Origin of the sequence: Micromonospora sp. CPCC 206061, from assembly GCF_036906915.1 — a bacterium.
GTDB lineage: Bacteria > Actinomycetota > Actinomycetes > Mycobacteriales > Micromonosporaceae > Phytohabitans.
Map to the genome: position 1 here is coordinate 44,651 of NZ_JBAKHX010000046.1, position 15,859 is coordinate 60,509.

General features: G+C 70.6%; 12 protein-coding genes. 8 read left to right on the forward strand and 4 right to left on the reverse strand.

The features are described from left to right. Nucleotides 1-22: 22 nt before the first annotated feature. The 3 genes from V6V89_RS26455 to V6V89_RS26465 are packed head-to-tail and all read right to left on the reverse strand — an operon-like array spanning nt 23 to nt 5,885. Nucleotides 23-832: an LLM class flavin-dependent oxidoreductase gene (locus V6V89_RS26455; RefSeq protein ID WP_334622060.1), complete on the reverse strand. Its 810-nt coding sequence runs from the start codon at nt 830-832 to the stop codon at nt 23-25. Continuing rightward, nucleotides 832-1,869: a LacI family DNA-binding transcriptional regulator gene (locus V6V89_RS26460; RefSeq protein ID WP_334622061.1), complete on the reverse strand. Its 1,038-nt coding sequence runs from the start codon at nt 1,867-1,869 to the stop codon at nt 832-834. The genes V6V89_RS26455 and V6V89_RS26460 overlap by 1 nt, the downstream gene beginning before the upstream one ends. A 20-nt stretch (nt 1,870-1,889) precedes the next feature. Beyond that, nucleotides 1,890-5,885: a carboxypeptidase regulatory-like domain-containing protein gene (locus V6V89_RS26465; RefSeq protein WP_334622062.1), complete on the reverse strand. Its 3,996-nt coding sequence runs from the start codon at nt 5,883-5,885 to the stop codon at nt 1,890-1,892. A 102-nt stretch (nt 5,886-5,987) separates the two neighbouring features. Between V6V89_RS26465 and V6V89_RS26470 the strand changes: the two genes are divergently transcribed. From V6V89_RS26470 to V6V89_RS26500, 7 genes are all read left to right on the forward strand, one after another. After that, nucleotides 5,988-7,022 carry a LacI family DNA-binding transcriptional regulator gene (locus tag V6V89_RS26470; RefSeq protein WP_334622063.1) on the forward strand — a complete coding sequence of 345 codons (1,035 nt, stop codon included), beginning with the start codon at nt 5,988-5,990 and terminating at the stop codon, nt 7,020-7,022. Between the two features lie 105 nt (nt 7,023-7,127). Further along, nucleotides 7,128-8,051 (forward strand): carbohydrate ABC transporter permease, encoded by a 924-nt coding sequence (locus V6V89_RS26475; protein ID WP_334622064.1) that lies wholly within the window; start codon nt 7,128-7,130, stop codon nt 8,049-8,051. 16 nt (nt 8,052-8,067) lie between these two features. Further along, a complete protein-coding gene (locus tag V6V89_RS26480; protein WP_334622065.1) occupies nt 8,068-8,874 on the forward strand; it encodes a carbohydrate ABC transporter permease in 807 nt (268 codons plus the stop codon). Further along, nucleotides 8,874-10,163 (forward strand): ABC transporter substrate-binding protein, encoded by a 1,290-nt coding sequence (locus tag V6V89_RS26485; protein ID WP_334622066.1) that lies wholly within the window; start codon nt 8,874-8,876, stop codon nt 10,161-10,163. The genes V6V89_RS26480 and V6V89_RS26485 overlap by 1 nt, the downstream gene beginning before the upstream one ends. A gap of 16 nt (nt 10,164-10,179) precedes the next feature. Continuing rightward, nucleotides 10,180-11,280, forward strand: coding sequence for a Gfo/Idh/MocA family protein (locus V6V89_RS26490; RefSeq protein WP_334622068.1), 1,101 nt, complete (start codon nt 10,180-10,182; stop codon nt 11,278-11,280). Then, nucleotides 11,277-12,197, forward strand: a complete 921-nt coding sequence (locus tag V6V89_RS26495) for a PmoA family protein (RefSeq protein ID WP_334622070.1) — start codon at nt 11,277-11,279, stop codon at nt 12,195-12,197. The genes V6V89_RS26490 and V6V89_RS26495 overlap by 4 nt, the downstream gene beginning before the upstream one ends. Further along, nucleotides 12,194-12,934: a cupin domain-containing protein gene (locus tag V6V89_RS26500; RefSeq protein WP_334622071.1), complete on the forward strand. Its 741-nt coding sequence runs from the start codon at nt 12,194-12,196 to the stop codon at nt 12,932-12,934. The genes V6V89_RS26495 and V6V89_RS26500 overlap by 4 nt, the downstream gene beginning before the upstream one ends. On the opposite strand, the gene V6V89_RS26505 is transcribed toward V6V89_RS26500, so the two are convergent. Continuing rightward, on the reverse strand, nt 12,931-13,836 hold the full coding sequence (locus tag V6V89_RS26505; protein WP_334622073.1) for a hypothetical protein: 906 nt from the start codon (nt 13,834-13,836) through the stop codon (nt 12,931-12,933). The two genes, V6V89_RS26500 and V6V89_RS26505, sit on opposite strands and share 4 nt — an antisense overlap. Before the next feature lie 71 nt (nt 13,837-13,907). Between V6V89_RS26505 and V6V89_RS26510 the strand changes: the two genes are divergently transcribed. Next, entirely contained in the window at nt 13,908-15,722 is a 1,815-nt protein-coding gene (locus V6V89_RS26510) for a VanW family protein (RefSeq protein ID WP_442935218.1), read from the forward strand. Nucleotides 15,723-15,859 lie beyond the last annotated feature (137 nt).

Consider the following 15,859-nt stretch of genomic DNA (forward strand, 5'->3'; position numbering starts at 1 on the left):
TGCGCTCAGCGACTGGAAGAGTTCAGCGGGGCGGGCCGGCCTCCACGCGGGACAGCAGATCCGCGTGCGGTGCTCGCCGGCCGTGGATGTGCTCCAGCCACCACGTGACGCCGGCCGCCTCGTACCGCCCGAACACCGCGTCGTCCGGCCCGGCGGACACTCCCGTCAGCGCCACGTCGAACGGCGCGTCACGTCCGATGTGGACGATTCCGGCGGCCAGGCGCTCGGGCGGCACGGCCATCTCGCCGGCTTCGTTGTCGCCGCCGACGATCCAGCCGTCCCAGCGCCTCGCCCGGCGCCGCGCCGCCTTGCCGTGCCCGCCGATCCAGATCGGCGGGCGTGGGCGCTGCAGCGGCAGCGGCGCGAGTGTCACGCCGTCGACGCTGTAGTGCTCGCCCGCGTGGCTGACCGGCTGCCCTGTCCACAGTGCTGAGACGACGTCGAGGGCCTCGTCGAGCATTGTCGCCCGCACCCGCGGCTCGCCCGGCTCGCCGAACGCGGTGAACTCGGCCGGCACGCCGCCCGCCCCGGCGCCGAGGACCATCCGGCCGCCGCTGAGGCGGTCGAGCGTCGCCACGGCGTTGGCCACGACCGCCGGGCGGCGTCGCGGCAGCGGGGTGACAGCGGTGCCGATGCGGACGCGCGTCGTCGCCTGGGCCACCGCGGCGAGTATCACCCACGGGTCGGCCGACGGTACGCCCCAGGCGAACGCGAGGTGGTCCCAGACGAACACCGCTTCCCAACCGGCGGCCTCCGCCGCCTGGGCGAGCTCTACGACCCGGGCCGGCTCGGCGAATTCGCCGAGCGTGCAGACGTCGATGCCGTACCGCATCAGCGTGGCCGCGTGCGCGGGAGGGCGCTGTCGCGCACGACCAGGTGACCGCTCATGGTCAGGTGCGCCGGCTCGGTGCCCTCGCGCACCGCGAGGCGGATCGCCTCGGCGCCCGCGTCCGCCAGCGGCAGCGCTACCGTGGTGAGCCGCGGCATCACGTCGACGGCGAGTTGGATGTCGTCGAAACCGGTGACCGACACGTCGGCGGGCACCGAGACGCCCGCCGCGCGCAGCGCGGACATCGCACCGACGGCGATGAGGTCGTTGGCGGCCAGGACGGCGTCGACATCCGTGAAGCCACCGAGCGACCCGCGTATCGCCTCGGAGCCGCCCCGGCGGCTCACCTCGCAGTGGACGACCCGGATGCTGTCCGGGGCGACCCCGCCGGCGCGTAGCCCTTCGATGAAACCGGTGGCACGTGTGGTGACGTTCGCGCGGGCCACGTCGCCGGCCAGAATCACCACTTCGCGATGCCCGGTCTCGGCCACGTACGCGCCGAGCGCCCGTGCGGCAGCGTGGTTGTCGAAGCTGATGGAGTCGAACGGCATGTCGGTGTCGCCGACTATCACCACCCGGCCGCCGTCGCGCTCGTACGCGCGTAGCTCGCCGAGCAGCCGCCCGCCGACGAGGTCGGCGTCGAGGCGGCTGGATGTGAGCACGATCGCGCGGGGGCGCAGCGCACGCAGCCGGCGTACCGTTTCCAGCTGCCGGTCGGGCGTGCCGCCGGTCGACGACACGGTGACGAAAGCGCCCGCGGTGCGGGCCTCGCGCTCCATCGCGGCGACGACCATCCCGATGGATGGGGTGGTGAGGTCGTCGACGATCAGCGTGATCGAGTCGCTCGCGCGCCGCATCGCGCGTGCGGAGGCGTCGGCCGTGTACCGCAGCGTGGCGGCCGCCGCGAGCACCCGCTCCTGGTACTCGGGAGCGACCGTGCGGGAGCTGCCACCGAGCACGCGGGACGCGGTCGAGACGGACACGCCCGCAGCGGCCGCCACGTCGTGCAAGGTGACGGTGGGTCGCGCGGCGTGGGGCACGGCCCGAGAATACTGCACACTCAGGCCGTCACCGTCACCACCAAAGGGTCACTCTTAGTCGCGCCGGCGGCGTTGCGCAGCTCCACCACGTACGTGTGGGTGCCGATCGCCCGGCCGGTGAGCACCGTGCTGGCGCGCTGTGCCTGCGGTGTGGCGGCGGTGAGCTGTTGGGTGTCGACGAGCACGCCGTCCTCGAACAGCCGGTACTCCGTGGCGTTCGTACCCCACCACATGTTCATCCGCACGGTGTGGTCGCCGTCGCCGTCCCAGTTGTCGGAGCTGAGCACCGGCTTTCCGGGGTTGGCGTCGGTGACTTCGACGGTGACCGACGCGGTGGCGGTGACCCCGGCCTGGTTGAGCAGTTCGCCCGTGTACACATACCTGCCGTTGGGGCGGCCGCTCAGCGAAACGGTGGCCTTCTGCGCCGACGGTGTGTTCGGCGTCAGCTCGCGCCGGGCGATCTCGACGTCGTTCTCGTACAGCACGAAGACGCTCGCGTTGACGCCCCACCACAGGTTCATCGTCACGTCGTGCGCCCCGTCGCGCAGGCCGTGCTTCCAGCCGTTGGTGGTCGACAGCGTGCCCGGGCCGGGCACGTTCGTCGCGCCGTCCTGGGGGAGCTGTGCCGTCGACCGGGTCACCGCGACGGCGTATCGAGCCGCCGCCGTGCCGTCCTCGGAGGACACCTCCACGACCACCTCGGTGTCGCCCACTGCCAGGGGTATCGCGGCCGACGCCGTGCCGCTCGGCACCGATTGCTCCCGCACGGTGATGCCGGAGCGCGGGTTGAGGGCGGTCGGCGCGAGCGTGAGCAGTCTCGTCTCGTAGGGCACCAGGAGGGTGTACCGGAGCGTGTCCGGGTCGAACGCCGGGTCGAGGGTGCCGGCGCTCGTATCCAGCGCGGTCAGCGAGGCGTCGGCGGCCAGCGACCGCCGCTGGATCGCCAGCGTGTACGCCGCCTCGGTGCCGTCCTCGGCCACCACGACGACGCGCACGTCCTTTCCGGACTGTCCGAGCGCGACGCGCTGGCTCGCCTGTGCCCCGGCGAATGTCGCGCCGTCGACGCTGACCGACCGCGCGAACGGGCTTCGCGCCACGGCGGTCACCTCGACCTCGCCGACCCGCGCCGGCACCTCCAGCCTGTAGCCGCCGTCCGGCCGGGCAACCGGCGCGCCGTGGTCGGTCTGGAGTGTGGCGAGGGCCGCGTCGCCGGGCAGCAGCCCCACGCCCTGCGACACCCGGACGTCGTCCACGTGCACGCTGCCGTAGTTGCTGCTGTTGGCGTAGTAGTCCACCTGCGCGACGCCGTCCATCGCCGTCCGGAACGCGGCGTCGCCTGCGACCCGGCGCCCGTCGAGGTAGAGGTCGAAGCGCTGGTTCACCGTGTCGATGACGACAGCCACGTGGTACCAGCGGCCGAGCTCGTAGGCACCGATGGTCTGTGTCGTGGTGCCGGTGTACGCCAGGACGGTGTTCTTCGTGAACGCGACGCTGATCGCGTTCTGCCCGTTGGTGCCGCGGATGTATGGCACGCTCCACCAGTGGTTGCCGGAGACGTACGCCTGGTCGATCATCACGTTCGCCTCGACCGTGACGATGCCCACCAGCGGAGGCGCGAAGGTCCGCGCGACACTGGTGTTGCCGGTGTTGGCCGTGCGAGTGAGCTTGGCGCTCTTGTCCGTGGCGCTCGGCGCCTCCACCACGTCGACCCGGCCGCCCGCGCCGCTGACCGTCAGGCCGTCCGTGCCGGTGGGCAGGGTGCCCGTGGCGAGGTCGTCGAAGTCGTGCACCGCCTTGTACTCCGGCACAGGCCGGGTCAGCAGCAGCGCGCCCACCACGGTCGTGGTGGCCGGGGCGACGTCCACGCCGGACCTCGTCGCGGTCGCGTATCCGCCGGAGCTGGCCCGCACCGTGTAGCCGTCACCCACGGGCACCCCGTCGGCGTGGAACTCGCCGTTGTCGCCCGTGGTCGCGGCGCCGATGGCCTGGTCGCCGTCGAGCACGGTGACCTCCGCGCCCGGGAGGGGGTTCGCCGCCTGGTCGAGCACCCGCCCGGCGACCGCGCCGACCACGCTGGTCGACACCAGCGTCAGGTTGACGGTGGTGGTGTTGCCGGGCCGCACGTCCACGGTGGACGTGGCGGTTTCGTACCCGTTGCGCGCCGCCGTCAGCTCCAGCCCGTCCGCGAACGCGACGTCGCGCACCGCGAACCGGCCGTCCGCGCCCGTGCTGGCGCTCTTGCCGCCGACCGTCACGAGCGCACCGGAGATGGGCACGCCGGCCGGGTTCCGCACGCTGCCGTTGACCGACTCGGTGACCGCACCGTCCGGCGTGGTGTACTCGAACGCGCCCAGGTCCGGCGCGCCGTTGTAGAGCGCGGTGCCGGCGTAGTCCCGGCCGCCGTTGCCGTCCACGGCGGTGCCGGTGTTGACGGCGGGTGACCCGGAGCGCACCCGGAGCCCGTGGGCGGACTGGAGTTGTGGGCCGGTCGAAGGCGTCCCGTATGGACCGTCCACCGTGGGCGCGGCGAACAGCGGGTCGCCGAGCACCGCCGTGGTGTCGCCTGGCGGCACCGACAGCGCCGCGCCGCCGTACAGGTTGCCGCTGTACCGGATCGTCGGGCTGGTGGTCAGCGTGGCGCCTGCGCGGGTGGAGTAGATGAGGTTGTTGCTGATGTCGTATCCGGCTTGGAGCGAGCTGCCGTACCCGTAGATGAGGTAGTTGCTGCGGTCGTTGTAGATGGTGTTGTTGTAGACGTTCGCCCGGGCGGCCCGATCGGAGTGCAGGTAGATCTGGTAGCGGGTGTTGCCCCGGATCACGTTGTAGCGCACCACCACGTCGCCGAACACGAACTGGCACAGCAGCACGCCGTCGCCGTTGCCGTGCAGGTAGTTGTACTGCACGACCTGGCGGGTCGTGCCCTTGTCCGGGTCGATGCCGTTGGAGTCGGCGCCGCCGGCCTTCTGCTCGGTGTCGTACACCTCGTTGAACTGGATCGTCACGTCGTCGGCGAAGTACGTCTCGATGCCTGACGTGCCGGTGCGCTGGACCACGTTGCGCTCCACTACCGCGCCCCGCACGTTCGTGATGTACATGCCGTTGCAGCCGTACGCCGTGCCCGCCTGGGTGACGTAGTTGCCGCGGATGGTGATGTTGGTGTGTGGAGTGAACTTCGGATCGGTCGGGTTGACCCGGGTGCCCCAGCCGGTCGCCGTGGCGATCGTCTCGCCGGCCGCGTTCTTACCGTCCCCTGTGTACTGCTTGATCACGATGCCGGCGAACGACGTGTTGACGACGGTGGAGTTCTGGATGACCACGTCGTTGAGCACGGTAGCGGTCGCGGGCGGGGCGTGGATGTCGGGCACCGTCGTGTCGAAGACGATGCCACCGGTTTTCTTCGAGCCGTCCCAGCCGGTCTGGAAGTGGATGCCGGGGGCGTTGTTCTCGACGCTGCCGCTGATCCAGTTCACCTCGCCGGTCACGTCGTGCACGTCGACCGCGTCGACGACGAACCCGTCCAGGATCTGGCTGTTGTCACCGCTGACGTGGATGCCGCGCAGGTCCCGCAGGTTCTCGCCCGGTGCGCCGGTCGCGGGGACGGCGTTGGTGACTTCCAGGTTGCGGATGGTCCAGTACTCCTGGTTGAAGAGCCGGACCGCGTCGCCGACCGTGCCGTCGCCGTCGATGCGCGGCTTGCCGCCCTCGCCGTACCTGTCGACGGTGACCGGCGCTCCGGCGGCGCCGGACCCCTTCGGCCAGAGCTGGCCGCGCCAGCGGTCGCCGGAGCGCAGCAGGACGCGGTCGCCGGGCCCGAACGTGGTCGCGTTGATCTTGTCGAGGCTTCGCCACGCGTGCGTCTCGTCGAGGCCGGAGGCCGTGTCGTCGCCGGCGGCGCTGACGTAGTAGGTCGTGCCGGCGGCCGCGGCCGCGGCCGGGGCCCCCGGCATGACAGCGAGCGACGCTGTCGCGAGCGTGATGGCGGCCGCGGCGGCGGCCCGGAGTCGGAGGGACGGCATGCCGGGGCTCCTACCTTCGTGGGAAAACGCATTCCAACACATTGGGCTGGGAAAGCTCAAGGGGCCGCGCGTCCCGGCTAACCATGACGGCACAATGTCGGCATGCAGGACGGACCAAAGGCGACCCTTAGGGACGTCGCCCGCGCGGCGGGCGTCTCCGCGGCCACCGCGTCACGCGCGCTCAACGGCAGCGCGCGGAACGTCCGGCAAGAGAACATCGCCCGGGTACTGGAGGCCGCGGCGGCTCTGAACTACGAGCCGCACCTGTCGGCGCAGGCCATCGCCCGCGGCTCCACGAGCACCGTGGCGCTGGTCGTCAGCGGCGTCGACGACCCGTACTTCTCGTCGATCGCGGCCGGCGTGGCGGCCGGCGCCGAAGCGGCCGACCTCACCGTGACCATGGCCGTCTCCGACCGCTCGCCCGAACGCGAGCTGCAGATCGTCCGCACGCTGCGGGGTCACCGCCCGCGAGCGATCATCCTCACCGGCAGCCGCATCGAGGGTGCCGACACCCGCGACGCGCTGATCGAGGAGCTGACCGCCTACCGGACGGCGGGCGGCAGCGTCGTCATGATCAGCCAGCCCGACCTGCCGTTCCCGACCGTCGCGATCGACAACGCGGGCGGGGCGCGGCGGCTCGCCCAGGCGCTGGTCGGGCGCGGGTACCGCCGGTTCGCGGTGATCTGCGCGGCAGACCGCATCCGCACCTCCCGCGACCGGTGCCAGGCCTTCGTGACCGGCGTGCGCGAGGCCGGCCTGCGCGAGCCGCTCGTGGCGGAGGCCGAGTTCACGCGCGCGGGTGGCTACGCCGCGGCCCGCGTCCTGATCGCGCGCGGCGCGCTGGCGGGCGAAGACCCGATTGAGGTGGTCTTCGCGGTCAACGACGTGATGGCGATCGGTGCTATGACCGCGTTCCGGGACGCGGGGCTGGCGCCCGGGGGTGGCGTGGCGGTCGCCGGTTTCGACGACATCGCGGCTGCGCTGGATGTTGTGCCCGCGCTGACCTCGGTGTCCGTGCCGCTGCGGGCAGTGGGCGAGTACGCGATCGAGCTGGCGCTGTCGGAGGCCGACCCGACCCGCGTGGTCCCGGTCGCGACCACGATCGCCTTGCGGGAGAGCACGCCGCCGCTACGCTGAGTGCCTTCGGGGCGGCGTGGGGGGTTGACGTGGTCGGGGGCAGCGGGCAAACTGCGGAATACGTTTTCCCATCCCAAGATCATGTAGGCAGGAGGTCGCCATCCCATGAGCGCTCTCGGCGAGCTTCAGCGGCTCCGAAAGGAGGGTGGGGCGCCGCGGAAGCGGGACAACAAGGCCGCTTTCGTGTTCCTGCTGCCATGGTTCGCCGGGCTGGTCCTCATCACCGCCGGCCCGATCGTGGCGTCGCTGTTCCTGGGCTTCACGGACTACAACCTGATCCAGCCGCCCGAGTTCAACGGCGTCGACAACTGGACGCGGATGCTCGGCGACGAGCGCCTGCACAAGGCGCTCGCCGTGACGTTCACGTACGTCGGGGTGTCCGTGCCGCTGCAACTGGCCTGCGCGCTGGGGCTGGCGCTGCTGCTCGACCGGGGGTTGCGGGGCCTCCCGTTCTACCGGTCGGCGTTCTACCTGCCGTCGTTGCTCGGGTCGAGCGTCGCGATCGCGGTGCTGTGGCGGCAGATCTTCGGCGCTGACGGACTGGTCAATCGAGTACTGGAAATGGTCGGCATCGAGGGCCGCGGGTGGATATCGGACCCGAGCACCGCGCTGTCGACGCTCATCGTGCTGAACGTGTGGACGTTCGGCGCGCCGATGATCATCTTCCTCGCCGGCCTGCGCCAGATCCCCACCATGTACTACGAGGCGGCGGCCACCGACGGCGCCAGCCGGTGGACGCAGTTCTGGCGCATCACGCTCCCGCTGCTGTCACCGATCATCTTCTTCAACCTGGTGCTGCAGATCATCCACGCGTTCCAGTCGTTCACGCAGGCGTTCGTGGTGTCCGGCGGAAGCGGCGGGCCCAGCGACTCCACCCTCTTCTACACGCTGTACCTGTATCAGCGCGGGTTCAACAACTTCGACATGGGCTACGCGTCCGCGCTCGCGTGGCTGCTGCTCGTCATCATCGCCGCTTTCACCGCGGTCAACTTCTGGGCCGCCAAGTACTGGGTCTTCTACGATGACTAATCTTCTACGCTCGGCCGTGAAGCACATCGGCCTCACCCTGCTCGCACTGGTCATGTTGTATCCGGTGCTGTGGATGGTGGTCAGCTCGCTGCGGCCCAACAACGAGATCTTCCGCCGGCCGGGGCTCGTGCTCGACACCTTCCACACGGCGAACTACACGGGCGGCTGGGACGCGCTCACCTCGCCGTTCGGGCACTACATGCTCAACTCGTCGATCGTCGTGCTGGGCTGCATCATCGGCAACCTGGTGTCGTGCTCGATGGCGGCGTACGCGTTCGCGCGCCTGGAGTTCACGGGCAAGCGGCTGTGGTTCGCTATCATGCTCGGCACGATCATGCTGCCGATCCACGTCATCATCGTGCCGCAGTACATCCTGTTCTCACAGCTTGACTGGATCAACACGTTTCTGCCGCTGGTGGTGCCGAAGATGCTCGCCACCGACGCCTTCTTCGTCTTTCTCATGGTGCAGTTCATCCGCGGGCTGCCACGCGAGCTGGACGAGGCGGCGCGCATCGACGGCTGCGGCCACGGTCGCATCTTCCTGCGGATCGTGCTGCCGCTGATGATGCCGGCGCTCGCCACCACCGCCATCTTCACGTTCATCTGGACCTGGAACGACTTCTTCAGCCAGCTCATCTACCTGACGGATCCGGAGATGTACACGGTGCCCGTCGCGCTGCGATCGTTCGTCGACTCGACGGTCGCCACGTCCTGGGGATCGATGTTCGCCATGAGTGTGCTTTCTCTGGCTCCGGTCTTCCTGGCCTTCCTCATCGGCCAGCGCTATCTCATCAAGGGAATCGCCACCACTGGAGGCAAATAATGAAAAGAACAGGTGCCGCGATTGTTGCTGCCGCGCTCACGCTCGGGCTCGCCGCGTGTGGGGGCGGATCCGACGCCAGCCAGGAGCTCTCCGACGATCCGGTGACGCTCCGCTTCACCTGGTGGGGCTCGGACGAGCGGCACAAGCGCACCCAGCAGGTCATCGACATCTTCCAGAAGGCCCACCCGAACATCACCGTCAAGGGTGAGTTCAAGGAGTGGAACGGCTACTGGGACAGCCTTGCCACCACCGTCGCCGCCAACGACGCGCCCGACATCATCCAGATGGACGAGCTGTATCTGGCCTCGTACGCCGAGCGCGGCGCGCTGCTCGACCTCGGCACCGCCACGAAGCACCTGAACACCGCGGACTTCGACAAGGAAGCGCTCGCCACCGGAGTCGTGGACGGCAAGCAGTACGCGCTGCCGGTCGGGCTGTCCGCGTACTCCATTGTGGTCAACACCGACCTGCTGGCGCAGTACGGCGTCACCGCGCCTGACGACAGCACCTGGTCGTGGGACGACCTGAAGACGGTCGGCGCGCAGGTGTCAAAGGCTAGCGGCGGCAAGGTGACCGGCGTGCAGTCGTGGGGCTTCGACGCGGGCGGCGTCAACATCTGGGCACGCCAGGCGGGCGCCTCGCTGTACGACGAGAAGGGCAACGTCAGCATCCCGCCGGCTGTGCTCGCCAGCTACTGGGCCTACCTCGCCGACCTGGCCAAGACGGGAGTCGCGCCGCCGCCGTCCGTGACCATCGAGCGCGCCAGCGCCGCCCTCGACCAGTCCGGCACCGCCACCAACACGTCGGCGTTCGGCACCTGGTGGAACACCCAGCTCACCTCGCTGACGGCGGCCAGCGGCAAGAACCTCAAGCTGCTGAAGCTGCCCGGCGAGTCGCAGGGCAAGGGGAAGGGCGCGTACTACAAGCCTTCCATGTTCTGGTCCGTCTCGTCGCGGTCGAAGCACCCAGCCGAGGCGGCGCTGTTCGTCGACTTCCTCGCGAACAACCAGGACGCCGCCAACGTGCTGCTGACCGACCGGGGTGTGCCCGCAAACACAAAGATCCGTACGGCGATCACCGGCCAGTTGAAGGAGACTGACAAGGCGGCGGCCGCCTACCTCGACGCCATCACGGTGGGCGAGGCGCCGCGGGTGACCCCGAACGGCGCGAGCAACATCGAGGCCATCCTCAAGCGCCACACCGAGCAGGTGCTGTTCGGCCGGGCGACGCCGGAGCAGGCAGCCGCGTCGTTCATCAAGGAACTTCAGTCCGAAATAGACGCAGCCTGAGGGAAGTAACCACAGCATGTCGCAACGCAGTTACCGTACGGCGATCGTCGGCACCGGAGCGATCGCGACCGCGCACGCACGCGCGGTGCGCGCCGCGAACGGCCGGGCGGACCTCGTGGCGGCGGTCGACATCGACGTCGACCGGGCCCGCGGGTTCGCCGAGACCTGGGGCGTGCCGCGCTCCTTCGCGAGCCTGTCCGAGCTGCTGCTGGAGGAGAAGGTCGACGTCGTGCACGTCTGCACGCCTCCCCAGCAACACGCCCGGCTGGCGATCGAGTGCCTGGCCGCCGGGGTGACCGCGGTCGTGGAGAAGCCGCCCACGCTCTCCCTGGCCGAGCTGGACGAGATGGTCGCCGCGGAAGGCCGCTCGCCGGCCCATGTGGCGACCATCTTCCAGCACCGCTTCGGCTCCGGCGCGGTCCGGCTGCGGCGGATGGCCGCCGAGGGCGAGCTTGGCCGGCCGCTGCTGGCCACGTGCGACACGCAGTGGTACAGGGACGAGGCGTACTTCGCGGTGCCGTGGCGCGGCTCGTGGGAGAACGAGGGTGGCGGGCCCACGATGGGACACGGCATCCACCAGTTTGACCTGTTGCTGTCGGTGCTGGGCCCGTGGCAGGAGGTCACCGCGGTGGCGGCCCGCCGCGCCCGGCCCACCGAGACCGAAGACGTCTCGATGGCCCTGGTGACGTTCGACAGCGGCGCCGTGGCGTCGGTGGTGAACTCGGTGGTGTCGCCGCGCGAGACCTCCGTGCTCCGGTTCGACTACGAGCACGCCACCGTCGAGCTGGAGCACCTGTACGGGTACACGGACAAGCACTGGACCCTCACGCCGGCCCCCGGCCACGAGGGCCTCGTCGACCGGTGGGCGGACGACCCGTCGTCGCAGCCGAGCGGCCACGACGCGCAGCTGGCGGCGGTGTACGACGCCCTCGACGCGGGCGAGGCGCCGCCGGTGACGCTCACCGACACCCGGCGCACCATGGAGTTCATCGCGGCGCTGTACGCGTCCGCGTTCACGGGGGAGCGAGTGCGATGTGGACAGATCGGGCCGGACAGCCCGTTCGCCAGGAGGATGGACGGCACCGGCACTCCGTGGGGCAAGGTGAGCACCAAATGACGCTGAAGGCCAACCACGCCCTCGACCATTCGGTGACCGTCACGGCCGGCGACGTCGAGCTGTTCACCTATACCTACCGGCCGGACACACCCACACTGGAGTCCCCGAAGCCTTACCTGCACCCGATCCGCACGCTCACCGGCGACCTCGTCAGCCTGTACCGGCCGCACGACCACGTGTGGCACAAGGGGATCGCGTGGTCGCTGCCGCACGTGGGCCCGCACAACTTCTGGGGCGGCCCCACGTACGTGCACGGCCAGTTCTACGTCCAGCAGGACAACAACGGCAGCGCCGTGCACCGGGAGCTGACCGCGCTGTCGGCCAGCGGCGACCGGGCCGAGCTGGCGCACCGGCTCGACTGGTTCTCGCAGGCCGGCGAGCCGGTCATCGACGAGCACCGGGCGCTGTCGGCCACCGTGCTCGACGGCGCCACGTGGGTGCTGACCTTCGACACCACGATGACCAACGTGTCCGGGGAGACCCTCAACATCGGCTCGCCGACCACCAAGGGCCGGGAAAACGCCGGGTACGGCGGGCTCTTCTGGCGAGGGCCGCGCTCGTTCACCGGCGGGCTGGTGCAGTCGCCGACAGGCACCGGCAGCGGCAACGACCTGCGCGGCACCCGGGCCGAGTGGCTGGCCTTCCGCGGCAGGCACGACGAGACCGGCACCGCGTCCACTGTGGTGATGGTCGACGATGCGGGCAACCCGCAGCACCCGCCGCTGTGGTTCGTGCGCAGCGAGGAGTTCGCCTGCATCTGCCCGGCGCCGTTCTTCGACGAGGAACTGCCCGTGCCGCCCGGCACCACCGTCCGCTTCCGGTACGCCGTCGTGGTGGCCGACGGCGACCGCGGCGACGAGGGCACGGCGGAGCTGGCGGCGCGGGGCCGCGACTTGCTCAAGGCGGCAACGGCATGAGTACTCCGGCCTTCCCCGGTGGCACGTCGGTTACCCGCCTGTCCGTCTACGACGGAGCGTGCCGGGACGGCCTTGAGGGCGGCACGCCGCACGTGCACACCGCCTCCACCGAGGCGTACGTCGTGGTGGGCGGCGAAGGCGCGCTGCACACCCTCGACGCGTCCGGCTTCCGGGAGACGCCGCTTCGGGCCGGCTCGACGGTGTGGTTCACGCCCGGCACGATCCACCGCGCCGTCAACCGGGGCGGCCTCGAAGTCGTCGTCGTGATGCAGAACTCCGGACTGCCAGAGGCCGGCGACGCGGTGATGACGTTCCCGCCGGAGGTGGTCGGCGACGCGGAGAGCTACCGTGCCGCCGCCACCCTGCCGTCCGGTGTGGACGATGGCGCGATGCGGGAGGCCGCCGAGCGCCGTCGCGACCTCGCGGTCGAGGGCTTCCTGAAGCTCGTGGCGAGCGTCCAGAGTGGAGACCCCGAGCCGCTGGAGCGCTTCTACGACCACGCGGCGGCGCTGGTACGACCGAAGGTGGCCGGCTGGCGCGAGACGTGGGAGCGCACCGTGGCCGCGGAGGTGCGGCACACCGGCGAAATTCTCGAGGCCCTTGGCGGTGGCGACGGCCGGCACCTGCGGGAGTCGACGCTCCTGGAGTCGCCGCCGAGCGCCGAGCCGGGCTGGGGCATGTGCGGGCGCCTACGCCAGCACGACGTCGCCCATCCGATCGTCCACACGGGAGGCTAGTCGTCCCAGGCGCGGAGGGTCCGCAGGGACTCGACGGTCACCGCTGGGCGGGCCTCGAACGCGGTCGTCGGCGACCACTGGCGCCAGAGGATGGGCCACCCGCCGTCGTCCTGCTGGGCGGCGGCGAGGTGGTCCAGGGCCTCGCTCCGCTCGGCCTCGGTGAACCAGGCCGCCGCGAGGCTCGCTGGCGTGGGCGCGAAGTCGTACGCGTAGTGGTACTCGCCCTCGGCGTACCCGGGAGCGGGGCGAGCCGTCTCGGGGTGCGACGGCTTCAGCAGTACCAGAGACTCGTCGCGGACCAGGTCGCCCAGCCGCGCCGCCGCTTTCGCGGCGCGAGACCGGTCTGGTGCGTGGTCGAGGAACGCGACCGCGCTCTCCACCTCGTAAGGGTGAGTGGTGGTCAGGCCGTCGATGGCCGCCCAGCAGAAGGCGACCGCGCCCTCCAGCCACGGCGCGTCGACGCCGTGCTTGAGCAGCAGGCCCGCCACGCGGCCGGTCGGCAGCAGGCCGCCCGCGGGCGGCTCGGGCGGCACGATCCACGGCGGCCGCGGATAGGCCAGGATGGTTTCCAGTACCGCTGGGATGCCCCCGTCGGGCGCGACGTGCCTGCCGAGCCACGCGCAGATCGGGGCGACGCGGTCGGCGTCGAGCGCGTCGACCTCGTCGAGCAGCCGTAGGGCGGTCGTCGCGGTCAGTGGCTGGGGTAGAGGGCCCCGAATGTCCGGTTCGAGGGCAAATGCGTGGCCACCATCACTCGTCTCATAGGCATCCAGCGCTCTGAGGACCCCGTCTGTGTCGCCCTCGCCGGTAAAGTGGGCCAGCCGGCGCTGGTCCAGCACTCGCCCGGTGAGCCATACGAACGCGGCGGCCCGGCGCAGCATGTCCGGATTCAGTCGGTTCATGGCTGCAACGTTACGGATCGTTATACCGGTCGGCTTGAACGAATCGGACAGGGCAGTGTCCGCCCGCTACGATGCGTCCGGGCGGTGCGGGCCGCCCGCGCCGGTACCCTTTTTGTGAATCGAGGTCATCCGTGAGTCCGCCTGGCGCACCGCACCCGCCTACAAGCGACGCGCCGACCGTACAGATACCGGTCGTCCTGTCCGCCGCCACGCCGCCGCCCAAGTCTCGCCGGCGCGCCCTCATCGCCGCCGCCGTCGCTGTGGTGCTGCTCGTGGTCGCCGGCGGCGTCGTGCTGTACGGGTTCGCGGGCGACGTGCCGCGCGGCACCACGGTGCTGGGCATCGACATCGGCGGCAAGAGCAAGGCAGACGCGGCGCAGGCGCTGCGCGTGGGCCTGGCCGGCCGGCTGGAGGACCCGGTGCCCGTGCGTCTCGGCGACAAGACAGTGGAGCTCAAGCCCACCGAGGTGGGGCTCGCCATGGACCTCGACGCCACGGTCGCGTCGGCCGCCGAGGGCGGTTGGCGCCTGTTCGGCTCGCGCACCGTCAAGCCAGTCGTAACCGTCGACCCCGACCGCCTCGACACCGCGCTGCGCGACGACCTGGGCAAAGAGGCGCAGGCCATGCGGATGCCGGCGATCACGTTCGAAGGCACCACACCAAAGCCCGTGTACCCCAAGCCGGGCACCGGTCTGGAGCCGGAGAAGACCGCGCAGGCCGTGCGCGACGGGTGGCTGGGGATCTACCCGCTGAACGTCCCCATCGTCGAGGTGCACCCGGCGACCACCGCGGAAGAAGTCGACAAGCTGGTCGCCGAGCTGGCCACGCCCGCCGTCTCCGGGCCCGTCACCGTGACCACCGAACGCGGTTCGGTGACGGTGCCGCCGACCACCATCGCCAAGAGCCTCGTGCTGACCGCCGACAAGACCGGCAAGATCACGCCACGGATCGACGAGAAGAAGCTGCGCGCCGCGCTCAAGACGCCGCTCGCCAAGGTCGAGGTCGAGGCCAAGGACGCCACCGTCGCGATCGTCTCCGGCAAGCCGAAGGTCACCGCCGGCACCGAGGGGCACCAGGTCGACACCGCCGCGCTCGGGCGTGACCTGCTCACGGTGCTGCCCAAGACCGACGGCCGCACCGTGACCGCAACGATGAAGAAGGCGGCGCCCAAGACCACCGACGCCGACATCGCCAAGCTCGGCATCAAGGAGCGGGTGTCGACGTTCACGACGAAGTTCACCGGCGGGCTGTCGTCGCCGCGCAGCCAAAACATCGTCCTCGCGTCCAAACAGGTCGACGGGGCGCTGGTGAAGCCGGGCGAGACGTTCTCGCTCAACGGGCACACCGGCGAGCGCGGCTACGCGGATGGGTACAAGGACGCACCGACCATCGTCGGCGGCAAGCTGGTGCCCGGCGTGGGCGGCGGGGTCTCGCAGTTCACCACGACGCTCTTCAACGCCTCGTACTACGCCGGTCTCAAGGACGTCGAGCACAAGCCGCACTCGTACTACTTCAGCCGGTATCCGGCGGTGATCGAGTCGACGATCTTCTGGCCCAACCTGGACTTCAAGTTCCGCAACGACTCGCCGTACGGCGTCGTCATCGACACCTCGTACACGTCGAACTCGATCACGGTGTCGATGTGGAGCACGAAGGTGTACGAGAGCGTCAAGACGGAGTGGAGCCCGCGCCGCAACATCACCAAGTCGCGGACGGTCTACCTCGACCCGGGGCCCAAGTGCATCGAGGCCAGCGGGAGCGACGGCTTCACGCAGGACGCGTACCGGATCTTCCGCAAGGGCGGCAAGGAGGTCAAGCGCGAGAAGTTCACCTGGACCTACCAGGCCGAGCCGCGCTTCATCTGCGCCAAGAAGCCAGGCGCGTAGCCCTTCGCGCCCCAGCGCGCCGCGGCCCCTGGCTGCGGGCGACGGCTCCCGCGCCGTGGGCGCGCCCCCACGCCGCGGGGCGCGGAGGCCGCGGCCAGCGCTCCGCGGCCTCCGCGCCTCCGCGGCCTGGGCGGCCT

Excerpts from the sequence above, each read along its gene's own strand:
- V6V89_RS26470 (WP_334622063.1), top strand. The coding sequence starts at position 5,988 with ATGCAGGACGGACCAAAGGCGACCCTTAGGGACGTCGCCCGCGCGGCG.
- V6V89_RS26485 (WP_334622066.1), top strand. The coding sequence starts at position 8,874 with ATGAAAAGAACAGGTGCCGCGATTGTTGCTGCCGCGCTCACGCTCGGG.
- V6V89_RS26510 (WP_442935218.1), top strand. The coding sequence starts at position 13,908 with ATGCGTCCGGGCGGTGCGGGCCGCCCGCGCCGGTACCCTTTTTGTGAA.
- V6V89_RS26495 (WP_334622070.1), top strand. The coding sequence starts at position 11,277 with ATGACGCTGAAGGCCAACCACGCCCTCGACCATTCGGTGACCGTCACG.
- V6V89_RS26505 (WP_334622073.1), bottom strand. The coding sequence starts at position 13,836 with ATGAACCGACTGAATCCGGACATGCTGCGCCGGGCCGCCGCGTTCGTA.
- V6V89_RS26490 (WP_334622068.1), top strand. The coding sequence starts at position 10,180 with ATGTCGCAACGCAGTTACCGTACGGCGATCGTCGGCACCGGAGCGATC.
- V6V89_RS26500 (WP_334622071.1), top strand. The coding sequence starts at position 12,194 with ATGAGTACTCCGGCCTTCCCCGGTGGCACGTCGGTTACCCGCCTGTCC.
- V6V89_RS26455 (WP_334622060.1), bottom strand. The coding sequence starts at position 832 with ATGCGGTACGGCATCGACGTCTGCACGCTCGGCGAATTCGCCGAGCCG.
- V6V89_RS26465 (WP_334622062.1), bottom strand. The coding sequence starts at position 5,885 with ATGCCGTCCCTCCGACTCCGGGCCGCCGCCGCGGCCGCCATCACGCTC.
- V6V89_RS26475 (WP_334622064.1), top strand. The coding sequence starts at position 7,128 with ATGAGCGCTCTCGGCGAGCTTCAGCGGCTCCGAAAGGAGGGTGGGGCG.